Raw genomic sequence first — 20,802 nt, 5'->3', positions numbered from 1 at the left:
GTGGCGTTCCGGGGGGAGGGGCGGGCTGTGCGCAAGATTTGCGCCGCCGGAAGCAGGGGAATGCGCACGCGCGGGGCAATGAAAAAGGCCCGGAGTCTCCTCCGGGCCTTAGGGGGTTCGTGCGTGGCGCGAGGCCGAAGGCGCGGGGCTTACAGGTCGTAGCCGAAGCTGTCGACCACGAGCTGGGTGCGCTTCTTGGACTCGGTCATGCGGGCGGCCAGGTCCTTCTTGTACTGGGCGAGATCAAGCTGGTTCTTGGCGACGCCGGAATCCATGGCGGCCTTGGCCACGGCCGGGGAGACCCACTCAAGCACGCGCGGGTCCAGCGCCTTGGGGATGACGTAGTCGATGCCGTAGGAGAGTTCCTTCACGCCGTAGAGGGCGCAGACCTCGGGCAGGGCAGGCTGCTTGGCCAGCTCGGCCAGGGCGTTGGCGGCGGCGATCTTCATCTGCTCGTTGATGACCTTGGAGCGGACGTCCAAAGCGCCGCGGAAGATGAAGGGGAAGCCCAGAACGTTGTTGATCTGGTTGGGGAAGTCCGAGCGGCCGGTGGCCATGATGCAGTCGGGGCGGGCTTCCTTGGCCACGGGGTAGGCGATTTCCGGGTCCGGGTTGGCGCAGGCGAAGATGACCGGGTGCGCGGCCATGCTCTTGACCATCTCCGGGGAGAGGATGTCCTTGGTGGACAGGCCCAGGAACACGTCGGCGCCGTTCATGGCCTCGGCCAGGGTGCAGGGCTTGCTCTGGGCGTAGTAGGCCTTTTCCGGGTTCAGGTCGGTGCGGCCGGTGTGGATGAGCCCGCGCGAGTCGAACATCCAGATCTGGCTCTTGTCCAGGCCCATGGATTCGTAGAAGCGGCTGGTGGAGATGGCCGCGGCGCCCGCGCCGGAAACCACGAGCTTGATGTTCTTGATGTTCTTGCCGCTGATGTCCAGCGCGTTCAAAAGGCCCGCGCCGGAGATGATGGCCGTGCCGTGCTGGTCGTCGTGGAATACCGGGATGTTCATCTCCTTGATCAGCGTCTGCTCGATCTTGAAGCACTCCGGAGCCTTGATGTCCTCAAGGTTGATGCCGCCGAAGGTGGGCTCGAGCATCTTGCAGAATTCGATGACCTTGTCCGGGTCCAGCTGGCGGATGTTCAGGTCGTACACGTCGATGTCGGCGAAGATCTTGAAGAGCACGCCCTTGCCTTCCATGACCGGCTTGCCGGCCTCGGGGCCGATGTTGCCCAGGCCCAGGACGGCGGTGCCGTTGCTGACCACGGCCACGAGGTTGCCCTTGTTGGTGTACTCGTATACCTGCTCCACGTCGGCGTGGATGGAACGGCAGGCCTCGGCCACGCCGGGGCTGTACGCCATGGTCAGGTGTTTCTGCGAGGCGCAGGGCTTGATGGACATGACCTCAAGCTTGCCCTTGCGCTTCATGGAATGGTACTTGAGAGCCTCTTCTTTGGTGTACAGCGCCATACGGGTTCTCCCTGTGATTTAAGGTTGTTCCGGGGTTGTGCCGAATGCGGCACGGAAAATGAGTCTAGATTGCCGCCCACTGCCCGTCAAGGGGTGTGGCCGGTCTGGGCACAGTTCATTTCAAGGAGCGCTCATGCCGTTGGATAAGTTGCTGGTGGTGCTGTTCCGCCCGAAATATGCCGAGAACGTCGGCTCCGTGGCGCGCGCCATGCTGAACATGGGGGCGGCCCAACTGGTCCTGGTGGACCCGCAAGGCTATGAGATGGACCGGGCCCTGCCGCTGGCCACGGTGCACGCCCGGCACATCCTGGAGGGCGCGCGCATCGTGTCCACCCTGGCCGAGGCCCTGGCCGGCACCAGCCTGGTGGTGGGCACCACCGCGCGCACGGGCGGCTGGCGCAAAGGGCTCTTGACCCCGGCCAAGGCCGCGCCGGAGGTGCTTACCCGCCTGCACGAGGGCGGCAGCGTCGCCATCGTCTTCGGGCCGGAGGACCGCGGCCTGACCAACGAGGAGACCAGCCTGTGCGACCAGCTGGCCATGATTCCGGCCAGCCCGCAGTGCACCTCGCTCAACCTGTCGCAGGCCGTGCTCATCCTGCTGTACGAGTGCTACCAGCTGGCGCTGACCAGGCCCTTCGAGCCCAAGGGGCCGCCCACGGAGCGCGACGCCTCCTTCGAGGAACGGCAGGCGCTCTTCGCCAGCATGCAGGAGGCCCTCACCGCCATCGACTTCCTGAAGGACCAGAACGCGGAGTACTGGATGCTGCCGGTGCGGCGGTTTTTCTCGCGTTTCCGCCTGCGGCGCAACGAGTTCAATCTGCTCATGGGCATTTGCCGCCAGGTGCGCGGGGTGGCGGCGCGCGCGCAACGCGCTGCTATCAATGACTTGCCGGGAAGTATTGATTTTTCCGAAAAATAGGGCAAGGTGGGCATCGAGTCTCCGAGGCGCAAACGTGCCGCTGCTTGTACCTGCGGGTTGCCATGTCCGAATTGCGTTCAGCCTCTTTCCGCCGCACCGGCCCAGCAGGGCTGGCGGCTTTCTGCGGCGTGCGTCCGCCTTGGGCGTTCGTCGCCGCGCGGCGTGTTGCGCTGTGCCTGGCGCTGTGTCTGTCACTGTACTTGCCCGTCCGCCCGGCCCTCGCCCAGGGCGAGCTGGTCTTCGGCATGTCGGCCGCCTTCAGCGGTCCGGCCCGGGGGCTGGGCATGGAGTACCACCGGGGCCTCATGGCCGCCTTTGAGCACGTGAACGCCCAGGGCGGCGCCGGGGGCTGGACCCTCAAGCTCATCCTGCGCGACGACGCCTACGACCCTGCCACGGCCATGCGCAACACCATCGCCTTTGTGGAGCAGGACAAGGTCTTCGCCCTCCTGGGCTATGTGGGCACGCCCACCACGGCGCGCGTGCTGCCGCTGCTCAAACACTACGAAAACCAATCCATGTCGCTGCTGTTCCCCCTCACCGGGGCCGACATGCTGCGCGAACAGCCTTACGACGTCTGTGTGTCCAACCTGCGGGCCTCCTATCTGGCGGAGACCGGAAACCTCGTGGCCGCCCTGGTCGGGACGGGCCGCAAGCGCATCGCCGTGTTCCACCAAGCCGATGTTTACGGCCGCAACGGCTGGGACGGCGTGCGCCGTGCCCTGGCCGTTCGGAGGCTGCACCTCGTCTCCGAGGCCACCTATCGCCGGGGGGCGAGCTTCGACCAGGACTTCCGCCGCGAGGTCGCCCTCATTCTGGCAGGCAAGCCCGACGCCGTCATCACCGTGGGCACGGCTCCAGCCTGCGCCGCCTTCGTGCGCGACCTGCGAGTCGCGGGCTACACGGATCTTGTGGCCACGCTTTCCTTCGCCGATGCCGACAATTTGTCCAAATTTCTGCTGGTCCAGGCTCGCGCCACTGGGCGCGACTATCTGACCGGGCTGGTATTCTCCCAGGTGGTGCCAAGCTATGAAGACGAGCGTCTGCCCGCCGTGCGCGCCTACCGCCAGGCCATGGCCCGGGTGCGCCCCCAGCGCCCGCCTCAGATGAGCCCGGACGAGTATGCGCCGCATCGCCTGAGCTTCGTGGGTTTCGAGGGCTTTCTGGCCGGGCTGGCCCTGGCTGAGGCCGTGGAGCGCATGGGGCCCACGGCCAGCCGCGAGCGCCTGCGCGAAATCCTGGCATCACTGCGGGCTGTGGATCTGGGGCTGGCCGAAAAGGCCGACCTGCGCCCCGGATCCGGCCAGGGGCTCAAGCGCACCTATCTTACCGTCTACCGCGGCGGCCGTTTTGAGGGCGTGGAGAGCTTGAAGGGCCTGTCCGGCCCCAGAGCCGAAGAACGGGCGGAAAACGGCGCCGGAGCGCGGGGCCGCAAATGATAAAGGGCCGCCTGCTCATCCGTCTGCTGCTGTTCCTGGTGGCGGCCTTCGGACTCATGGCCACGGCCACGGCCCTTTTATCCTCGCGCGAGCTGAAGCAGGCCCTGGAGAGCGAATACAAGGCCAGAACCCTGGCCATTGCCCGCAGCATAGCCGACGGCAACACCGAGCTGCTGTTGGAGCAGAGCGCGGGCAACATTCAGGCGGCCATAGACCAGCACCAGGAGATGGGCGACCTGTCCTACATCGTGGTGGTGGACGCCAAGGGCGAGGTGGTGGCCCACACCTTCACTCCCGCTGTGCCGGAGGCCGTGCGCCAGATCATCGCCTCCATGGGCGGCCGCGAGATGGCCAGCACCCAGCCGGACATCCGCACCATCACCCTGGAAACCGGGGCGGAGATTCTCCACGTGGTGCAGCCTGTGCTGGGCGGCCGGGGCGGCTTCGTGCACATCGGCATGGATATGGAGCCCATACGCAAGGCCACATCCTCCGCCATATTGCGCCAGCACCTGCTCACGCTCTCGGCCTTTCTGCTCTGCCTGGCCGTGGCCTATCTCTACATACGCAGCATCACCGGGCGCTTGGCCAGCCTGGCGGACTACGCCCGGCAGGTGGCCAGCCACGACTTTTCCACCACCTGCGAGGTGCGCTCGGCCGACGAGATCGGCGCCCTGGCGGATTCCATGCGCAGCATGGCCGGGCAGATCGCCGGGCACGTGATCCAGCTGGAGCGCAGCGTGGAAGACGCCACGGCGGAGTTGAAGGACGCCCTGGGCTCGCTTTCGGCCATCGTGGGCAACATCGCCGATGGCCTGCTGGTGGTGCAGGACGGGCGCATTCTGCAGCACAACCCGGCGCTTCTGCGCATGTTCGGCCTGCCCGAGCCGAGCCCGTCCGAAGTCGGTGCGCTTGAATCAGGCCCGTCCGGTTCCAGGCTGGTGGCCTCCGGTCTGGTGGGACTTGCCTGCGCGGAGGTTTTTGGCCCCCAGGTGTGCGAGGCCACTGCGGCCAGCGGCGCGACGGGCGTCCTTGATTCCTCGGGCGGGGTGGCGCAGCTGGTGGAGGTGCAGGCCCAGCGGGCCGATGGCCAGAACTTTCCGGTGGAAATCACCGTGGCCCGCGTGCTGCTCACCGGCGGCCCGGCCAGCGTGTGCATCCTGCGCGACATCACCGCCACCAAGCAGCTGGAGTACGAGCGAGAGGAATCGCGCGTGCTGCTTGAGCGCATGGTGGCCGAGCGCACCCGCGAGCTTTCGCGCGCCAATACCCAGCTGAAGATCGAGGTGGCCGAGCGCAAGGTGGTGGGCGACGCCCTGCGCCGCGCCGAGGCCAAGTTCCGCGGCATCTTCGAGAACGCCGTGGAAGGAATTTTCCAGATCTCGCCGGAGGGGCGCTACCTATCGGCCAATCCGGCCATGGCGACCATCTTCGGCTACGATTCGCCCGAGGAACTGGTGGCCACGCTTTCCCAGATGAGCCCCTACGTGGAGGCCCTGCGCCGCGAAACCTTCCTGGAGGTCATGGAGGAGCTGGGCCAGGTGCAGGGCTTCGAATCCCAGGTGCGGCGCAAGAGCGGCCGGGTCATCTGGATTTCTGAAAACGCCCGCAAGGTGGTGGATCTGACCGGAAAGACCCTGCATTACGAGGGGTTTGTGGAGGATATCACCCTGCGCAAGGAAGCCGAGAACAGGCTGGTGCACCAGGCCTTCCACGATCCTCTCACCGGGTTGCCCAACCGCCTGCTGTTTCTGGACCACCTGCGCATGGCCATGGACCGCGCCCGCCGCCGCGCGGACTTCCGCTTCGCCGTTCTGTACATGGACCTGGACCGCTTCAAGATCATCAACGACAGCCTGGGCCACGACATCGGCGACAAGCTGCTGCGCCACGTGAGCGGCACGCTGGTGGCCTGCGGCCGCAGCACCGACACCGTGGCCCGCTTCGGCGGCGACGAGTTCGCCATCCTGCTGGAGGACCTGACCGCCCCGCGCGACGCCATCCGTTTCTCGCGCCGGGTGCTGGACGAGATTTCAAGCCCGCTGGACCTGGATGGCCGCGAGGTGACCACATCCGGCAGTCTGGGCATCGTGCTGCACACCGGCGGCTACGAAAGGCCGGAGGCCCTGCTGCGCGACGCGGACACGGCCATGTACCACGCCAAAGCCCAGGGCAAGGGCCGCTTCAAGGTCTTCAACAAGCGCATGCACCACCAGGCCCAAGAGCTCATGGAGCTTGAGATTGAACTGCGGCGCGCCGTGGGCCAGGGCAGTCTCTCGCTGGTGTTCCAGCCCATAGCAGACATCCTGGAGCGCCGCCTGGCCGGGTTCGAAACCCTGGTGCGCTGGAAACGCGTCAGCGGGCGCGACATCTCCCCGGCGGAGTTCATCCCCCTGGCCGAGGAGACCGGCATCATCTACCCGCTGGACCACTGGGTCTTCGCCCAGGCCTGCTGCGCGGTCAAAGGCTTCGAGGCCGCGTTGGAGAACGCTTCCCCGGATTTGCAGACGCCCTTTGTGACCAACGTGAACATCTCGGCCAAGCATTTCCGCAATCCGCTGCTGGTGGGCCACCTGGAGCAGGCCATGCGCGACTGCGGCGTGAAGCCGGCCTCGGTGGCGCTGGAGATCACGGAAAGCGTGCTGCTGGACAACGTGAACAGCGCCCGCGAAATCGCCGCCAAGCTGCGCGAGCTGGGCCTCGGCCTGTGCATCGACGACTTCGGCACCGGCTATTCGTCCCTGTCCTACATCCAGCGCTTCAGCGTCGACGCCATCAAGATCGACCGGGCCTTCGTGGCCGGGCTTTCCCTGGACGGCCTGGACCCCGGCAGCGAGGCCATCGTGCGCAGCCTGGTGACCCTGGGCGCGGGCCTTGACCTCAAGGTGGTGGCCGAGGGCGTGGAGACCCACGAGCAACTGGCCTTCCTGCGCAGCCTGGGCTGCCGCTACGCCCAGGGCTATCTCTTCGCCCGGCCGCTGCTGCTGGAGGACGCCCTGGCGCTCATCGCCTCCGGCGCGGCCAAGGCCTGGCCGGACTTCCCTTGATCCGCCCGGGCGCCCTCCGGGCAAGGCACTTCCCCGCCGGGCGGAAGTGGTGTAATACGTAGCCCACGCACCCGGCACATCAGCACAGGCAGGGCAACCAATGAGCCAGACTCCTCCGTCTCCGCACGCCGCCAACGCCCAGGCGGGGCGCATCAGCGGCGTGTTTTCCCAGAAGAAGACCCAGAAGATCGGCTCGGGCACCACGGCCCGCAAGACCGAGGTGGTGACCTATTTCCTGGTGGAGGAGCGCGAGGACGGCGCCATGCTGGTGCAGGCCCTGGCGGCCAACGACGTGCCCTTTGGCCCCAAGACCGAGATCACCCGCGACGAACTTTTGGCCAACTACCTGCCGGAGCCGCAAAAGAGCATGGCCCGGGCCGTGTCCTGCCTTTCGCCCCAGGAGCAGGAGATTCAGAAGGCCGTGGCCAGGGGTGACAAGTTCCGCAAGCGCGGCGAAAGTTTCACCGCGGAGTTCGAGTACAACAAGGCCCTGGCCATGGACATGGGCAACGTGCGCGCCAATTTCGGCATCGGCCTGTGCTACATAGACCGGGGCGAGCAGGCCAAGGCCCATGAGGTTTTCGAGCGGCTGGTGAAGCTCGACGCGGCCTTTGAGGACGAGCACAAGCACCTGTTCAACGAGTTCGGCATCTCCCTGCGCAAGGCGGGCATGCAGGCCGAGGCCATGGATTATTACCGCCGCGCCCTGGACCTCTCGCCCTCGGACGAGAACCTGCATTACAACATCGCCCGCGCAGCCTTCGACAAGGGCGACGCCAAGACCGCGGCCCAGCACCTGGGCGCGTGTCTGCGCCTCAACCCCGGGCATGCCGAGGCCCTTCAATTTGTTGACTACCTGAAGAGAAAGAAGCTCGCCGGAGGTTGATCTCGACCGCGGCCGCTGCTTATCCCTCCTTCCTGGCGGGAATCTAACTCCCCTGAATAATGGGATCTGCGGCAATGTTGCATGCTGCCTCTTTCCTGGATTGGGGAAGTGGTGTAGAGCTTGGGAAAGATTCCTGTCCTGGGTGGGATTGACTATGGATTTGGCATATACAGCGCAGCGCATCAACGGCGTGTTCTTCCAAAAGGTGGTTTCCGCCATTGGTACGGGAACAACATCACGGCGTACGGAAAAGTACGTATATTTTTTCGTGCAGGAGCGCGAAGATGAAACGCTGGAGCTGCAGACCCTCGGCCCGGACGATGCGCTTTTCGGCGAAAAGAAGACCATAAGCCGCGACGAGCTGCTGGAGAATTTCCTGCCCGAACCGCAGAAGTCGCAGGAATTCTTGCGCCGCAGAGCGGCGGAGCAGCAAGAGATCCAGAAGGCCGTGGCCAGGGGCGACAAGTTCTACAAGCGCGGCGAGACCTACTCCGCGGAGTATGAATACGGCAAGGCCCTGGCCCTTGATGAAGAGAACGTGCGCGCCAATTTCGGCATCGGCCTGTGCTACCTTGCCCGCGACGAGAAGGACAAGGCCCGCATGGTCTTCGAGCGGCTGGTGCAGATGGACGCCGCCTTTGAGGACGAACACAAGCACCTGTTCAACGAGTTCGGCATCTCCCTGCGCAAGGCGGGCCTGTTCGACGAGGCCCTGGAGTTCTATGCGCGCGGGGTGGCCTTGTGCCCCACCGACGAGAACCTGCACCACAACATGGCCCGCGCCGCCTTTGAAAAGGGCGACGTCACCCTGGCCTCCCAGCACCTGAGCAATTGCCTCAAGATGAACCCGGAGCACCAGGAGGCGCGGCAGTTCGTGGGCTACCTGGGGCGCAAGCACCTGGGCGGATTTTAGGCGTGCCCAAGGCCCTCGTCCTTGCCGGCACCCATAGCGGCTGCGGCAAGACCTCGGTCTGTCTGGGGCTTTTGCGCGCCCTCGCGCGCCGGGGGCTGCGCGTGCAACCCTTCAAGGCCGGGCCGGACTTCATCGATCCCGGCTTGCACGCGGCGGCCACCGCAACGCCCAGCCACAACCTCGACACCTGGATGCAGCCTGAAGCCGCCCTGCGCGTGCTTTTCGCCCGGCGTGCCCGCAAGGCCGATGTGGTCGTGGTGGAAGGGGCCATGGGGCTTTTTGACGGCCGCGGCGGGGCGGACGAAGCCGGCAGCACCGCGCATCTGGCCAAGCTGCTGGGCCTGCCCGCGCTTCTGGTGGTGGACGCCGCGTCCCAGGCGCGCTCCGTGGCCGCCCTGGCCCTGGGTTTTTCCCGCTTCGACCCGGACCTGCGCCTGGCCGGGATCATCCTGAACCGCGTGGGCAGCGACCGGCATGAGGCCATCCTGCGCGAGGCCCTGGCCTCCGGCCTTCCTGTCCTGGGCTGCCTGCGGCGCGACGCCTCCCTGACCCTGCCCTCGCGCCACCTGGGCCTGGTGACGGCGGCGGATATCGGGGCAGGCATCGGGGCGGATTCCGCAGCGCTGGAACATATTTTGGACGCCCTGGCCGACTGGGTGGAGCAGGGCGTGGACATCCCGGCCCTGCTGGCCGCCCTGCCGGAGCTGGACCTCTCCACCTTCCCGACAATGGAACCCGCCTCCGCGCTGGCCAGTCCGGTGCGCATCGGCATCGCGCGCGACCGGGCCTTCTGCTTTTTATATGAGGAGAACCTGCGCCTGCTGGAAGCTGCGGGCGCGGAACTGGCTTTCTTTTCGCCCCTGGCCGATGCCGAACTGCCCGAGGGCCTGGGCGGGCTGTATCTGCCCGGCGGCTACCCGGAGCTTTCCGCGCCCGCTCTTGCGGCCAACGCCCCGCTGCGGGCCCAGGTGCGGGCCTTCTGCGCCAGCGGGCGGCCCGTGTGGGCCGAGTGCGGCGGATACATGTATCTGCTGGAGTCGCTGACCGATGGCGGCGGCGTGGCCCACCCCATGTGCGGGGTCTTGCCCGGACGGGCGGTGCTGCGCACGAAGCGCGCGGCGCTTGGCTACCGCGAGGCGCGCACGCTGTTGCCTGGCCCCTTTGGCCCGGCGGGCACCGCCGTGCGCGGGCACGAGTTCCATTATTCAGAGCATGAGGGAGAGCCGGAGCAGCCCGCCTACGCGCTCACGGCCTCGGACGGGGCGGAAACCCTGGACGGGCAGGCCGTGGGCAATATCCTGGGCGGCTGGCTGCACGTGCACCTGGCCTCGAACCCGCAGGCCGCGCAAGCCTTTGTGGACGCCGCCCGGCGTTGCTGAAAGGGCTACTGGAGCGGGGGAAGCTGCCCCCTGGCGGCGTCTTCCCTGGCCCGCCTGCCGTAGCGGATGCGCATTCTGAGCATGCTGGCCACCAGCACCAGGCACACGGCGTTGGCGATGACCACCGCCGCGGCGCGGATGGCGATGCCGTACACCAGCCACAGGCCCACGCCAAGGGTCATGGACCAGTACATGGCCAGGGAAATGTCGTCCACGGTCTTGCTGCGCCAGGTGCGCCACACCTGCGGCAGGTAGGCTCCGGTGGTCAGCGTGCCCGCAACCAGGCCGATGTATTCCGTAACAGCGAGTTCCATTGCGTCTCCTGGGCTTCCCCGGGGGCGTGCCTGCCTCCGTGCGGAGCTGTGCCGCTGGTCTACCCCATGCACACTGCGCGGGCAACAGCCTCCGCTGGCTCCACGGGCCCGGAAATGGCAGGAAAAGCCGTTGCCTTGGCCCCGCCCCTGGGAGTACAGAGCCGTTGATGCGCCCCGCGAGCACAGGTTTGCGGCGGGCGCTGAATTCTGGAGGCAGTTTGTGAGCACCCCGGCCATCGAGATTTCCGACCTCTGGTTCGCCTACGACGGCGTGCGCGTGCTGGATCAGGTGAACCTGACCCTGCCCGCGGGCGACTTTCTGGCCGTGCTGGGGCCAAACGGCGGCGGCAAGTCCACGTTGCTCAGGCTTTTGCTCGGCCTGGCCAAGCCCGGCGGGGGCAGCGTGCGCGTACTGGGCCAGCCCGCTGGCCAGGCGGGCGGACGCATCGGCTATCTGCCGCAGTTCACGCAGGTGTCGGCCAGTTTCCCCATCACCGTGCTGGGCGCGGTGCTGCTGGGCCTGGTGCGGCCCGGCCTGGACTGCTTCCGGGGCGCGGGCCAGCGCAGGCGGGACCGCGAGGCCGCCCTGAACGCCCTGTCGCGCGTGGGTTTGTCCGCGCATGCGGACCGCAGGCTGTCCGATCTTTCCGGCGGGCAGCGGCAGCGCGTGTTCATCGCGCGGGCCATCGTCTCCGGCCCGGAGCTGCTGCTCCTGGACGAGCCCACGGCCAGCGTGGACGGCAAGAGCAGGCAGGAGCTCATGGCGCTTCTGGCCGAGCTGAATCGCGACATGACCATCGTCATGGTCAGCCACGACATGTCCACCGTGGACGGCTGCGTCAAATCCATCGCCTGCGTGAACCGCAGCCTGCACCATCACCTGGATTCGCGCCTCACGCCGCAGATCTTCGCCGAGGCCATGGGCGTGGATCAGGTGGCCGGGTGCCCGGTGGAGCTTTTGGCCCACGGCCCGGTGCCGCACCGCGTGGTGCTTGCGCACGACAACCCGGACTGCTGCGGCGGCCGCCACGCGCATACGCATGAAAAAGACGGAGGCGAGCCCGCATGATGGAGGCCCTGTCCTTCGATTTCTTCCGCAACGCCCTCATGGCCGGGCTGCTCGCCAGCCTCATCTGCGGGGTCATCGGTTCGCTCGTGGTGGTGAACCGCATCGTGTTCCTGGCGGGCGGCGTGGCCCACGCCTCCTACGGCGGTGTGGGGCTGGCCTTCTACCTGGGCCTGCCCGTGCTGCCCGTCACCGCCGCCTTCTCCACCGCCGCCGCCCTGGGCATGGCCTGGGTGACCCTCTCCGCCCGCGAGCGGGCCGACACGGTCATCGGCGTGCTATGGGCAGCGGGCATGGCGCTGGGCATCATCCTGCTCGACCTGACGCCTGGCTACAACTCCGATCTCATGAGCTATCTTTTCGGCAGCATCCTGGCCGTGCCCGATTCCGACCTCTGGCTCATGGCCTGGCTTTCCGCCGGGGTGCTGGCCTTGGTGGCCGTGTTCTCGCGCGGGCTGCTGGTGATGAGCTTCGACGTGGAGTTCGCGCGCTCGCGCGGGGTGCCTGTGCGCTTCCTGCACTTCCTGCTCATGGGCCTCACCGCCCTGTGCGTGGTCATGGTCATCCGCGTGGTGGGGCTCATCCTCGTCATGGCGCTGCTCACCATTCCGCCCTTCATGGCCGAGCGCCGGGCGCGCTCGCTGCCGGGCATGATGCTCTTGGCCGGGCTCTTCAGCGCGGTGTTCTGCGTGGCGGGCCTGTACCTGTCCTTCGCCCTGGACCTCACCTGCGGGGCCACCATCATCGCCGTGGCCTGCGCGGGCTTCGTCATCTCCCTGGCGGTTCCCCACCGGCGCGACGCGGAGAAAACCGCATGAGCGCGGGCAGGAAACCCCGCGCCAGCGCGGAGGATGTCGCCCGGAGCATCCAGCGCATGGCCATGCTTGTGCGCGCTGAGGCCAATTCCCTGATGCGTCTGCGGCCCAAGGCCGGGCAGGCCATGAAGGCCCCTGCGGGCGGCGGTTCCGGCAATGAATCCGGTACAGAGCCCGGCAGGCGGCCCTCGCCCTACACCGGAAAACACTGGGAAAAAACTGGGGCCGATGCTGGCGCGGGCTTTGCGGACGGGCTCGACGCGGACACGAGCGGCTGGTGGGTGCTGGCTCAGGGCCGCACGCTGGACCCGGAGAATTTCGAGGCGCGCGAGGCCGCCCGCGACGAACTGTTGGACATGGTGCGCCGCGCCGGGGTGCTGGTGCCGGAGAACATCTGGGTGTGGGACGAAAGCTGCCGCGCCCAGCTGGTGCTGGCCACCCTGCCCACGCGGGAGCGCGCCCAGCGCGTGGCCGTGCGCCTGCGTGAGAAGGGGCTCGCGGTCACCGTGCGCCGCGAGATGCCGTAACAGGCAATTTCATCAGGAAAATCAGCGCGAAAATGCGCCCAGGCGCCCGCCGCACAGCGCAAGCAGATCGGCCGGGGCCATTTCGAGCGTCCTGTCCGGCCTGCCCGTGCCGCAGTAGAGCGTGGGCGCGATGGCCAGCACGTCCTCATCCACGAACAGCAACACTTCCCCGTCTACCAGACCATGCCCCTGGCCATGCAGGGGCGAAACCCCGCCCGGAGCCACGCCGATGCGCGCAAGCACGTCCCGAGGCGACAGGGGCGCAAGATCCTTGCGGCTGACGCCCGCCAGCCGCGCCAGCTTGGCATAATCCACACGCAGCGTGCCGCGCAGGGCGGCCAGCACCAGACGTCCGTCACGCGTGGCGAAGGCGATGGTCTTGACGATGCGCGCCACGTCGAAGGCCAGGTTGGCCTCGGCCTCGCCAATGGTGCGCGTGGCCTCGTGCTCGTGCAGGACAAAGCTGAACCCGCTGGAGCGGACGCGTTCCAAAAGGGTGCTGAAGTCCGCGTGAGGCGAACCTGCGGTTGAGTGCGCGGCCATCAGACGGCTCGCGCGGCCCGCGCGGCCAGGAAGAACAGCGGGTACTCGCGCACGGCACCGGTTGCGTCGGGCTTGCGCAGCAGATGGAAGGGCAGCAGGCGCAGCACGGCAAAGCCCAGGCTCTCGCAGTCCGTGCGCAGGGTCTCGGGATCGAAGCCGTTGTGCTCGGCCGGAGGATCGCCCGAAGAGTCGACCGCTGCGGACGCGTGGAAGCTGCCGTCCTCGGGCAGCAGATCGCCCAGAAGCAGCAGCCCGCCGGGCTTGAGCAGCCCGCGCAGGGAGCGCAGCGCGCCGTGCGCGTCCTCGATATGATGCAGGGCCATGAGGCTCACGGCCAGGTCCACCGAGGCTGCGGGCGCAGGCAGGGCCTCAAGAGGGCCTTCGTGCACCAGGGCGCATTCGCGCATCTGGGGGCTCTGTGCGTCCGCCAGCTTGCCGCGCAGCACCTCCAGCATGGCCGGGGAAGTGTCCACAAAGAGCAGGCGGGCCGGGTTGTCCGCGGCCAGGTGCAGGCCCTGGACCCCGGTGCCGCAGCCGAAATCAAGCACGGTGCGGCCCGCGAGGCCGTCCGCGAAATACTCCGCAACAGCCAGACGCACCTGGGCATGGAAGGCCTGGCCCACGGCGGCGCGCAACGGGTTGGCGTCCCACTGCGCGGCCTTGGCAGCGAAGGCGTCGCTCATGCCCTGTTCCTTTCCTTGCCCAGGGGCCGCACGTCGATGACGCCGTGGCCCAGCAAGATGCTGGCGCATTCCGTCACCGGCAGGCCCACCACGTTGGTGTACGAGCCGGTGACGCGCTCCACCAGGAACGCGCCCAGGCCCTGGATGGCGTAGGCTCCGGCCTTGTCCGCCGGTTCGCCGGTAGCGATGTAGGCGGCCAGCTCCTCGCGGCTGCTGGCGCGCATGGCCACCTCGGTGCTCACGGCGAAGCACAGGGGCTCCGCGCGGCCGGGCAGGGCCAGACAGCAACCCGTAATGACCAGATGCGAACGGCCGGAAAGCCGCGTGAGCATGAGCAGGGCGTCGGCCTCGTCTGCCGGTTTGCCCAGCACCAGGGCGTCCGCGCCGGGGGCGCCGGGCAGCACCACGATGGTGTCGGCCCCGAGAACCGTGGCCTGGGGGTACAGGGCGGCCACGTCCATGGTCTTCTGTTTGGCCATGCGCCTGGCGTAGGCCTCCGGGGCCTCGCCGGGCTGCGGCGGCGGTTCCGGGGCGTTGCTCGGACAAACCTCGAACTCCAGGCCCAGGGAGCCCAGCAGTTCGCGCCGGCGCGGCGAGCTGGAGCCCAGTACCAGGGCGGACAGGGTGCGATAGGCCCCAGGGCCTGCGGGTGGGGTGAAGGCGTTGGTCATGGGCGGCTTGTGACGCCATTTCGGGGCGGAGTCAATGCGTGTGTAACGGTGCAATGAATGAATTATCTTCCGCGATTTGCCGCCGCGCCCGGCGGTGCTTCGTTATTTGCCCTGCGGTGTCCGATGGCGGTGGACTGCCCCGCGGGCGTGCCGGAGTTTTGGCGCTGCCGGGGAAATATTCGCCAGGGTGATGTGATTGTTTTGTTATGTCGGTGCGTTCGAGCCGTTGGCAGGCAATTTGCTTGAGCAGGGCAGAGCGGCCCCGGATTGTCCGGCGGCGGCAGAAAAAGGACGTGCGGCATGGGCGGACGGGACAGATACGGAATCGTGCGCGACGACGGGGGCAAAACACTGGCCGCTGGCGGCAACTTCGCCGAGTGGTCCGTGCCGTGGTCGGACCTGATGATGATCATGTTCATGGTTTTCGCCGTGCTGTTCATCTATTCCAGCGGCCCCGGGGCAAAGGACAGGCCCGTACCCCAGGCCCAGCCCAAGCCCGCGGAGACCAAGGCCCCGGTGGATCCCATGCAGGCCTTCCTGGGCCAGTTGAACGATCCCGTGAAGGACGGCAAGGCCTTCCAGAACGCGGGCGGCACCCCGGTGAAGGAAACCTACTACCAATCGGACAACCTGGGCATCTCCGTCGTGCGCGAGACCGACCGCCAGGTGCGCGTGTTTCTGCGCGGCGACCTGTTCTTCGGCCCCGGCGGCGACGCCCTTTCGGCCAACAGCGGCCAGTACCTGGAGCGCATCGCCGAGATTCTGCGCGTCAGCACCGGCGCGGTGCTGGTGGTGGGGCACAGCGCGGAGGGCGAGACCAATACGCCGGAAGAAAGCCTAGCCCTTTCGGCCAAGCGCGCGGCCAGCGTGGCGCAATATTTCATCCGCAGCGCGAACCTGGATCCCAAGCGGTTCCTGGTCACCGGGCGCGGCAGCTTCCAGCCGGAGGTTCCGGCCACGGCAAATGATGCCGACAAGCGTAACCGAAGGGTCGAAGTACTCGTCTTGACAGATATTTAGGGGGACAGCGATGAACAAGAAGAACATGCTTGGCGTGCTCCTGTGCGGGGCCATCTTCGTGGGCGGGTTCTGGATGAGCGGCGGTTTGGCCGTGTACTGGAACCTGGCGGCCTTCCTCATCGTGGTGGCCGGGCTCTTCGCCGCCCTGTTCATGAGCTATCCCTATGCGCGCATCCGCACCGCCTTTCTGGTGGCCAGAAGCGTGTACACCGAGCGCCAGCCCACGCCCGACGACATCGTGCGCATCCTGCTGGAGCTTTCCGTGAAGTCCCGCGTGGAGGGCGTGCTCTCCCTGGAGGCCGTGCGTCAGAAGATCGCCGACACCTTCCTGAAGAACGCCGTGACCTTCCTGGTGGACAACTACAAGGAGCGCGACATCCGCGAATTCCTGAACACCGAGATGGCGTTTTTCCGCGAGCGCAGGCAGCAGAGCGAGCGCGTGTTCCAGACCCTGGCCAAGGCCGCCCCGGCGTTCGGCGTGGCGGGCAGCGTCATCGGCCTCATCGGCATGCTTTCCGGCATTCAGGACACCCAGGCCCTGGTGTCGAGCATTCCCGTGGCCTTCGTGTCCACCCTGTACGGCGTGGTCCTTTCGAACATGGTCCTGGCGCCCATCGCGGAGAGCATCAACTTCCACACCGGGGCCGAGATGCTGAACCAGAAGCTCGTCATGGAGGGCATCATCGCCATCGCCAAGGAGCAGAACTCGCACCGGCTGGAGAAGAAGCTCACCAGCTTCCTTTCGCCGTCCGAGCGCGAAGGCAAGGCCGAACTGCTGAAGGCCATCACCAAGAAGTACATCACCCGCCAGCGCAAGGCTGCGGCCGCCAAGGCCGAGGACGGCGCCCGCGAGGCCGCCGCCTTCAACGAGGATGTGCCCATGCCCGCCCCGCGCGAGGAATCCGCCGTGCAGAACCTGCGTCTGGCGCCCATCGTCCGCATGGCCTAACGCGTACCCGAGCCGACCATGAAAAGCCCTCGCCATCGCTGGCGGGGGCTTTTTGTTTTGCGCGTGTCCCGCCTGCGGGCGCTTTGATTTCCTGCCGGAATGCTGTAGGAAACGGGCAAAACGACCCCCCTTGGCAAGGAGCGCCATGTTTCGGATTCTCGCTGCGGACATCGGCGGCACGCACAGCCGCATGGGCTTTTTCGAGCTTCATTCTGACGGAATGTCGTCCAATGTGTCGGCAGGGGCGGACGGCCTGCGCCTTTTGGACGTGGCGCGCCTGCGCACTCATGAATCCCTGTCCTTTGTGGCGCTTCTGGAGCGGCTGTTCTCCACCCCGCAGCCCTTTGCCCCGGCCCAGTGCGATCTGGCCGTGCTGGCCGTGGCCGGGCCCGTGCGGGGCGACATCTGCACCCCGCCCAACATCGGCTGGAACGTGGACCTGCGCGACATCGCCCAGGTGGGCTTCACGCGCGGGGCGCTCATCAACGACTTCACGGCACAGGCCTTCGCCTGCCGCAGCAGCGCCGTGGTGGACGCCCAGGTGCTGCAGCCCGGACGGGACCATGAGCTGATCCGCGGCGGGACCGTGGCGGTCATCGGCGCGGGCACGGGCCTGGGGCATTGCGCGCTGACCCCCGACGGCCTTGGCGGATACGTCCCCGTGCCTTCCGAGGCCGGGCACGCGGCCTTTCCCTTCGTGGGCGAGGAAGAGTACGCCTATGCCGAGCACGTGCGCCGCACCGCGCATCTGCCCTATTGCCATGGCGACGCCATCGTCACCGGCGGCGGGCTCTCGCGGCTGCACGCCTATTTGACCGGCGAGAGCCTGACCCCGCCCGAAGTGGCTGAGCGTTTGCCGCAGTCGCCCCGCACGGCGGAATGGTTCGCCCGTTTCTATGGCCGCGCGGCGCGCAATTACGCCCTGGCCGTAATGGCCCTGGGCGGGGTGTACCTGGCGGGCGGGGTGGCGGCAAAAAATCCCCTGCTGGTGGAGCATCCGGCCTTTCTGGAGGAGTTCCGCAGCTCGCCCTCCCATTCGGAGCTGCTGTGCGGCCTGCCGGTGCTGCTGAACAGGAACCAGGACTCCGGCGTGCATGGCGCGGCCCTGTACGCAGCCCAGCACCTGCTCCGCCAAGGCTGAGGAATTTCCTTGTTTTCCGGTCGGTTTTGAGCCGCCGCCGCCGGAACGATCTGGGGCTTGCTCCCGGAGGCTCTCTGAGCTAAAGAAGCTGGCTTCAACGCGAGCACCCGCGCGAGGCAGCAGTGGACAAGACGCACCCCTACGACAAGGTTTTCCCCGTCAGCTGGGACCAGCTCCAGCGGGATTGCCGCGCCCTTGCCGGGCGCCTGGTCGAGGGCGGACCCTGGACGGGCGTCCTGGCCATCACGCGGGGAGGGCTTGTTCCCGCGGCCATCATCGCCCGCGAGCTGGACATCCGGCTCATCGACACCATCTGTATTACAAGTTACGATTGGCAGAGCCAGGGAGAGGCCAGCATCCTCAAGCGCCCGGAGGGCGACGGAGCGGGCTGGCTCATGGTGGACGACCTGGTGGATACGGGACGCACGGCGCGCCTGGCGCGCGAGCTGTTCCCCAAGGCCTTTTTCGCCACCGTGTACGCCAAGCCGGCCGGCCGGCCCCTGGTGGATTCCTTTGTGACCGAAGTGGGCCAGGACACGTGGATCCTGTTCCCGTGGGATTCCACCCCGCAGTTCGTGCCGCCCATCGCCAAGACCAGGGAATAGAATTTCGCCCCGAAGCAGACCAGCCTGCGGGGCAAAGCGTATTGTCCGGCCGGGTCATTCCGGTTATCCTGTCACAATTTTCCGCCGTCCGGGCGTCATCCGGGCACACCCTTAAGGAGGAGCAAACATCATGAAACACTGGCTGCGCACCGCAGGAGCCCTTGTGCTCACCCTGGCGCTGGCTTTGGCCGGCTGCGAAAAGGCCCCGGAAAAGGCCGCCGCCCCGGCCGCCGACGGTCCCAAGACCGGCGAGCTCAAGGTCGGCTTCGTGTACACCTCTCCCGTGGGCGAGGCCGGATACTCCTGGGCCCACGACCAGGGCCGCAAGGCCATCGAGAAGATGGGCAACGTCAAGACCTCCTATGTTGAGGCCGTGAAAGAGGGCGCCGACGCCGAACGCGTCATCGAGAACATGGCGCGCGGCGGCTTCGACCTGGTGTTCACCACCAGCTTCGGCTTCATGGATCCGACCATGAAGGTGGCCAAGGACTTCCCCAACGTCAAGTTCATGCACTGCTCGGGCTTCAAGTCCAGCGAGAACGTGAGCAACTATTTCGGCCGCATCTACCAGGCCCGCTACCTCACCGGCATGACCGCGGGCTTCATGACCAAGAGCAACACCATCGGCTACGTGGCCGCCTTCCCGATTCCCGAGGTCATCCGCGGCATCAACGCCTTCACCCTGGGCGTGCGCAGCGTGAACCCCAAGGCCCAGGTGCGCGTGGTGTGGACCAAGACCTGGTTCGACCCCGCCCTGGAGAAGGACGCCGCCATCAGCCTGCTCGACGTGGGCGCGGACGTCATCGCCCAGCACCAGGATTCCCCCGGCCCGCAGGAGGCCGCCCAGGAGCGCGGCAAGTACTCCATCGGCTACAACTCCGACATGGCCGCCTTCGCCCCCAAGGCCCACCTGACCGCCGCCGTGTGGAACTGGGCCCCGATCTATGAAGCCATCGTGAAGGAAGTGCGCGAGGGCACCTGGAAGGGCGGCCGCGCCATCTGGTGGGGCATGGACAAGGGCGTGGTGGATATCGCCCCCTTCGGCCCCATGGTTCCCAAGCCCGTGCAGGACAAGGTCAACGCCCAGAAGGAACTGTTCAAGAAGGGCGAGGACAAGGTCTTCGTCGGCCCCATCAAGGACCAGGCCGGCCAGGTGAAGATCGCCGCCGGCGTCAAGGCCGAGGACAAGGAGCTTCTCGGCATGACCTGGTTCGTCGAAGGCGTGGTGGGCAGCGTCCAGTAGGAGCCGCCAAGTTAGGAGCCGCGTGAACCTCGTCATCCGCAAACGTGAAGAGCCCCTGGGCTGGGGCGTCCTGGTCGTGTACCTGGGCGCCCTGGCCCTGGCTTTTCTTGTGTGCGCCCTGCTGTTGACCCTGTCCGGCAAGCCCGGACTGGGCGGTCTGGCCATCCTCTTCCGGGGGGCCTTCGGGCAGGGCTATTCTCTTCTGGATGGTCTGGTGAAGGCCATTCCGATTTTCCTGTGCGCCCTCGGCGTGGCGCTGTCCTTCCGCATGCAGATCTGGAACATCGGGGCCGAGGGCCAGTTCGCCCTGGGCGCGGTGGGAGCCACCTGGGCGGCGCTCACTTTCCCCGGGCTGCCCGGCGCGCTGCTCATGCCGCTGATGTTCCTCTCGGCCATGGCGGCGGGCGCGGCCTGGGGGGCCATTCCGGCCGCCTTGCGCCTGCGCCTGGGCGTCAGCGAGGTCATCTCCTCGCTCATGCTGAACTACGTGGGCATCCTGTTTCTCGAGTATCTGGTCTTCGGCGTGTGGAAGGACGCGGCGAGCTTCGGTTTCCCCATGACGGCGGAGTTCGCTTCCGGCGGGCAGATCGCGCGCATCGCGCCCGGAGTGCTGGGCAAGCTGCACTGGGGACTTCTGGCCTGCCCCATCGCGGGCATCGCCTACAGCGTGTTCCTGTCGCGCACGCGCCTGGGTTTCGAGCTGGCCGCCTGCGGCGAAGGCGAGCGCGTGGCGCGCTATGCCCAGCTGCCCTACAGCTTCCTGGTGTTTTTCGTCATGGGCCTGGGCGGCGCGCTGGCCGGTCTTGCCGGCAGCATCGAGACCTCGGCCACCCTGGGCCGTTTGCAGCCCACCGTCATGGTGGGCTACGGCTACACGGCCATCGTGGTGGCCTGGCTGGCGCGGCTCAAGCCCTGGGCCATCGCCTTCACGGCCTACCTGCTGGCCGCCTTCCGCGTTGGCGGAGAGGTGATGCAGCTGGAGCTCCAGATTCCGGCGGCCTTCGGGCCCATCATGGAAGGGGCCATCTTGCTGTGCGTGCTGGCCGGCCAGTTCTTCCTCACCTATTCCGTGAGCCTGAAGCGCCCGGCCAAGGGCCCGGCGGACTGCCCCGGCGCGGGCGAGGATGCGGCCGCCCCCACGGGTGAAGGAGCCCGCCCGTGAGCCCGGAACTGATC

At 67.2% G+C, this 20,802-nt stretch carries 20 protein-coding genes; 15 read left to right on the top strand and 5 right to left on the bottom strand.

The genetic code is table 11. From position 1 onward, the window contains the following. Positions 1 to 149 precede the first annotated feature (149 nt). The gene (locus tag VN419_RS10115; protein ID WP_325647093.1) at positions 150 to 1,466 is read right to left on the bottom strand and encodes a malic enzyme-like NAD(P)-binding protein; all 1,317 of its coding nucleotides are present in this window, start codon (positions 1,464 to 1,466) and stop codon (positions 150 to 152) included. Positions 1,467 to 1,599: 133 nt separating this feature from the next. Here VN419_RS10115 and VN419_RS10110 point away from each other — a divergent pair, with 133 nt between their 5' ends. From VN419_RS10110 to VN419_RS10085, 6 genes are all read left to right on the top strand, one after another. Further along, entirely contained in the window at positions 1,600 to 2,385 is a 786-nt protein-coding gene (locus VN419_RS10110) for an RNA methyltransferase (protein ID WP_325647091.1), read from the top strand. A gap of 128 nt (positions 2,386 to 2,513) precedes the next feature. Beyond that, positions 2,514 to 3,824, top strand: coding sequence for an ABC transporter substrate-binding protein (locus tag VN419_RS10105; RefSeq protein WP_325647089.1), 1,311 nt, complete (start codon positions 2,514 to 2,516; stop codon positions 3,822 to 3,824). Beyond that, positions 3,821 to 6,871 (top strand): EAL domain-containing protein, encoded by a 3,051-nt coding sequence (locus VN419_RS10100; RefSeq protein WP_325647087.1) that lies wholly within the window; start codon positions 3,821 to 3,823, stop codon positions 6,869 to 6,871. The genes VN419_RS10105 and VN419_RS10100 overlap by 4 nt, the downstream gene beginning before the upstream one ends. Before the next feature lie 100 nt (positions 6,872 to 6,971). Continuing rightward, positions 6,972 to 7,757: a tetratricopeptide repeat protein gene (locus VN419_RS10095; protein WP_325647085.1), complete on the top strand. Its 786-nt coding sequence runs from the start codon at positions 6,972 to 6,974 to the stop codon at positions 7,755 to 7,757. A 154-nt stretch (positions 7,758 to 7,911) separates the two neighbouring features. Beyond that, entirely contained in the window at positions 7,912 to 8,670 is a 759-nt protein-coding gene (locus VN419_RS10090) for a tetratricopeptide repeat protein (protein WP_325647083.1), read from the top strand. A gap of 2 nt (positions 8,671 to 8,672) precedes the next feature. Next, a complete protein-coding gene (locus VN419_RS10085; protein WP_325647081.1) occupies positions 8,673 to 10,049 on the top strand; it encodes a cobyrinate a,c-diamide synthase in 1,377 nt (458 codons plus the stop codon). 5 nt (positions 10,050 to 10,054) lie between these two features. Here VN419_RS10085 and VN419_RS10080 read toward each other — a convergent pair whose 3' ends face one another. Further along, a complete protein-coding gene (locus VN419_RS10080; protein ID WP_325647079.1) occupies positions 10,055 to 10,363 on the bottom strand; it encodes a SemiSWEET transporter in 309 nt (102 codons plus the stop codon). A 220-nt stretch (positions 10,364 to 10,583) separates the two neighbouring features. Here VN419_RS10080 and VN419_RS10075 point away from each other — a divergent pair, with 220 nt between their 5' ends. The 3 genes from VN419_RS10075 to VN419_RS10065 are packed head-to-tail and all read left to right on the top strand — an operon-like array spanning position 10,584 to position 12,771. After that, on the top strand, positions 10,584 to 11,432 hold the full coding sequence (locus VN419_RS10075; RefSeq protein WP_325647077.1) for an ABC transporter ATP-binding protein: 849 nt from the start codon (positions 10,584 to 10,586) through the stop codon (positions 11,430 to 11,432). Continuing rightward, positions 11,429 to 12,247, top strand: a complete 819-nt coding sequence (locus VN419_RS10070; RefSeq protein WP_325647075.1) for a metal ABC transporter permease — start codon at positions 11,429 to 11,431, stop codon at positions 12,245 to 12,247. Before VN419_RS10075 ends, VN419_RS10070 begins: the two co-directional genes overlap by 4 nt. After that, positions 12,244 to 12,771, top strand: coding sequence for a hypothetical protein (locus tag VN419_RS10065; RefSeq protein WP_325647073.1), 528 nt, complete (start codon positions 12,244 to 12,246; stop codon positions 12,769 to 12,771). The genes VN419_RS10070 and VN419_RS10065 overlap by 4 nt, the downstream gene beginning before the upstream one ends. 21 nt (positions 12,772 to 12,792) lie before the next feature. Here the strand turns inward: VN419_RS10065 and VN419_RS10060 are convergent, their stop codons facing one another. Genes VN419_RS10060 through VN419_RS10050 form a run of 3 tightly spaced genes read right to left on the bottom strand, consistent with a single transcriptional unit; the run spans position 12,793 to position 14,668 of the window. Beyond that, positions 12,793 to 13,314, bottom strand: a complete 522-nt coding sequence (locus tag VN419_RS10060) for a YbaK/EbsC family protein (protein ID WP_325647071.1) — start codon at positions 13,312 to 13,314, stop codon at positions 12,793 to 12,795. Next, the gene (locus tag VN419_RS10055; protein ID WP_325647069.1) at positions 13,314 to 13,997 is read right to left on the bottom strand and encodes a class I SAM-dependent methyltransferase; all 684 of its coding nucleotides are present in this window, start codon (positions 13,995 to 13,997) and stop codon (positions 13,314 to 13,316) included. The genes VN419_RS10060 and VN419_RS10055 overlap by 1 nt, the downstream gene beginning before the upstream one ends. Then, on the bottom strand, positions 13,994 to 14,668 hold the full coding sequence (locus VN419_RS10050) for a Maf family protein (protein ID WP_325647067.1): 675 nt from the start codon (positions 14,666 to 14,668) through the stop codon (positions 13,994 to 13,996). The genes VN419_RS10055 and VN419_RS10050 overlap by 4 nt, the downstream gene beginning before the upstream one ends. Positions 14,669 to 14,968: 300 nt before the next feature. On the opposite strand from VN419_RS10050, the gene VN419_RS10045 reads away from it, so the two are divergent. From VN419_RS10045 to VN419_RS10020, 6 genes are all read left to right on the top strand, one after another. Beyond that, positions 14,969 to 15,688: an OmpA/MotB family protein gene (locus VN419_RS10045; RefSeq protein ID WP_325647065.1), complete on the top strand. Its 720-nt coding sequence runs from the start codon at positions 14,969 to 14,971 to the stop codon at positions 15,686 to 15,688. Between the two features lie 10 nt (positions 15,689 to 15,698). Further along, positions 15,699 to 16,637: a motility protein A gene (locus tag VN419_RS10040; RefSeq protein ID WP_325647063.1), complete on the top strand. Its 939-nt coding sequence runs from the start codon at positions 15,699 to 15,701 to the stop codon at positions 16,635 to 16,637. A 145-nt stretch (positions 16,638 to 16,782) separates the two neighbouring features. Further along, positions 16,783 to 17,778 carry a glucokinase gene (locus VN419_RS10035; RefSeq protein WP_325647061.1) on the top strand — a complete coding sequence of 332 codons (996 nt, stop codon included), beginning with the start codon at positions 16,783 to 16,785 and terminating at the stop codon, positions 17,776 to 17,778. A 122-nt stretch (positions 17,779 to 17,900) separates the two neighbouring features. Beyond that, positions 17,901 to 18,383, top strand: coding sequence for a xanthine phosphoribosyltransferase (gpt, locus tag VN419_RS10030; protein ID WP_325647059.1), 483 nt, complete (start codon positions 17,901 to 17,903; stop codon positions 18,381 to 18,383). Between the two features lie 130 nt (positions 18,384 to 18,513). After that, positions 18,514 to 19,626, top strand: coding sequence for a BMP family ABC transporter substrate-binding protein (locus VN419_RS10025; RefSeq protein WP_325647057.1), 1,113 nt, complete (start codon positions 18,514 to 18,516; stop codon positions 19,624 to 19,626). A 22-nt stretch (positions 19,627 to 19,648) separates the two neighbouring features. After that, entirely contained in the window at positions 19,649 to 20,788 is a 1,140-nt protein-coding gene (locus VN419_RS10020) for an ABC transporter permease (RefSeq protein WP_325647055.1), read from the top strand. Positions 20,789 to 20,802 lie beyond the last annotated feature (14 nt).

Source organism: Humidesulfovibrio sp., from assembly GCF_035560995.1.
Taxonomy (GTDB): domain Bacteria; phylum Desulfobacterota; class Desulfovibrionia; order Desulfovibrionales; family Desulfovibrionaceae; genus Humidesulfovibrio.
Note: the sequence above shows the minus strand (reverse complement) of the source record. Positions and strands in the feature narration are given on the sequence as shown.

What these genes read in the sequence shown, in the direction of transcription:
- VN419_RS10070 (WP_325647075.1), top strand. Translation starts at nt 11,429, where the DNA reads ATGATGGAGGCCCTGTCCTTCGATTTCTTCCGCAACGCCCTCATGGCC.
- VN419_RS10050 (WP_325647067.1), bottom strand. Translation starts at nt 14,668, where the DNA reads ATGACCAACGCCTTCACCCCACCCGCAGGCCCTGGGGCCTATCGCACC.
- VN419_RS10065 (WP_325647073.1), top strand. Translation starts at nt 12,244, where the DNA reads ATGAGCGCGGGCAGGAAACCCCGCGCCAGCGCGGAGGATGTCGCCCGG.
- VN419_RS10090 (WP_325647083.1), top strand. Translation starts at nt 7,912, where the DNA reads ATGGATTTGGCATATACAGCGCAGCGCATCAACGGCGTGTTCTTCCAA.
- VN419_RS10035 (WP_325647061.1), top strand. Translation starts at nt 16,783, where the DNA reads ATGTTTCGGATTCTCGCTGCGGACATCGGCGGCACGCACAGCCGCATG.
- VN419_RS10095 (WP_325647085.1), top strand. Translation starts at nt 6,972, where the DNA reads ATGAGCCAGACTCCTCCGTCTCCGCACGCCGCCAACGCCCAGGCGGGG.
- VN419_RS10115 (WP_325647093.1), bottom strand. Translation starts at nt 1,466, where the DNA reads ATGGCGCTGTACACCAAAGAAGAGGCTCTCAAGTACCATTCCATGAAG.
- VN419_RS10025 (WP_325647057.1), top strand. Translation starts at nt 18,514, where the DNA reads ATGAAACACTGGCTGCGCACCGCAGGAGCCCTTGTGCTCACCCTGGCG.
- VN419_RS10080 (WP_325647079.1), bottom strand. Translation starts at nt 10,363, where the DNA reads ATGGAACTCGCTGTTACGGAATACATCGGCCTGGTTGCGGGCACGCTG.
- VN419_RS10110 (WP_325647091.1), top strand. Translation starts at nt 1,600, where the DNA reads ATGCCGTTGGATAAGTTGCTGGTGGTGCTGTTCCGCCCGAAATATGCC.
- VN419_RS10100 (WP_325647087.1), top strand. Translation starts at nt 3,821, where the DNA reads ATGATAAAGGGCCGCCTGCTCATCCGTCTGCTGCTGTTCCTGGTGGCG.
- VN419_RS10055 (WP_325647069.1), bottom strand. Translation starts at nt 13,997, where the DNA reads ATGAGCGACGCCTTCGCTGCCAAGGCCGCGCAGTGGGACGCCAACCCG.
- VN419_RS10045 (WP_325647065.1), top strand. Translation starts at nt 14,969, where the DNA reads ATGGGCGGACGGGACAGATACGGAATCGTGCGCGACGACGGGGGCAAA.
- VN419_RS10060 (WP_325647071.1), bottom strand. Translation starts at nt 13,314, where the DNA reads ATGGCCGCGCACTCAACCGCAGGTTCGCCTCACGCGGACTTCAGCACC.
- VN419_RS10040 (WP_325647063.1), top strand. Translation starts at nt 15,699, where the DNA reads ATGAACAAGAAGAACATGCTTGGCGTGCTCCTGTGCGGGGCCATCTTC.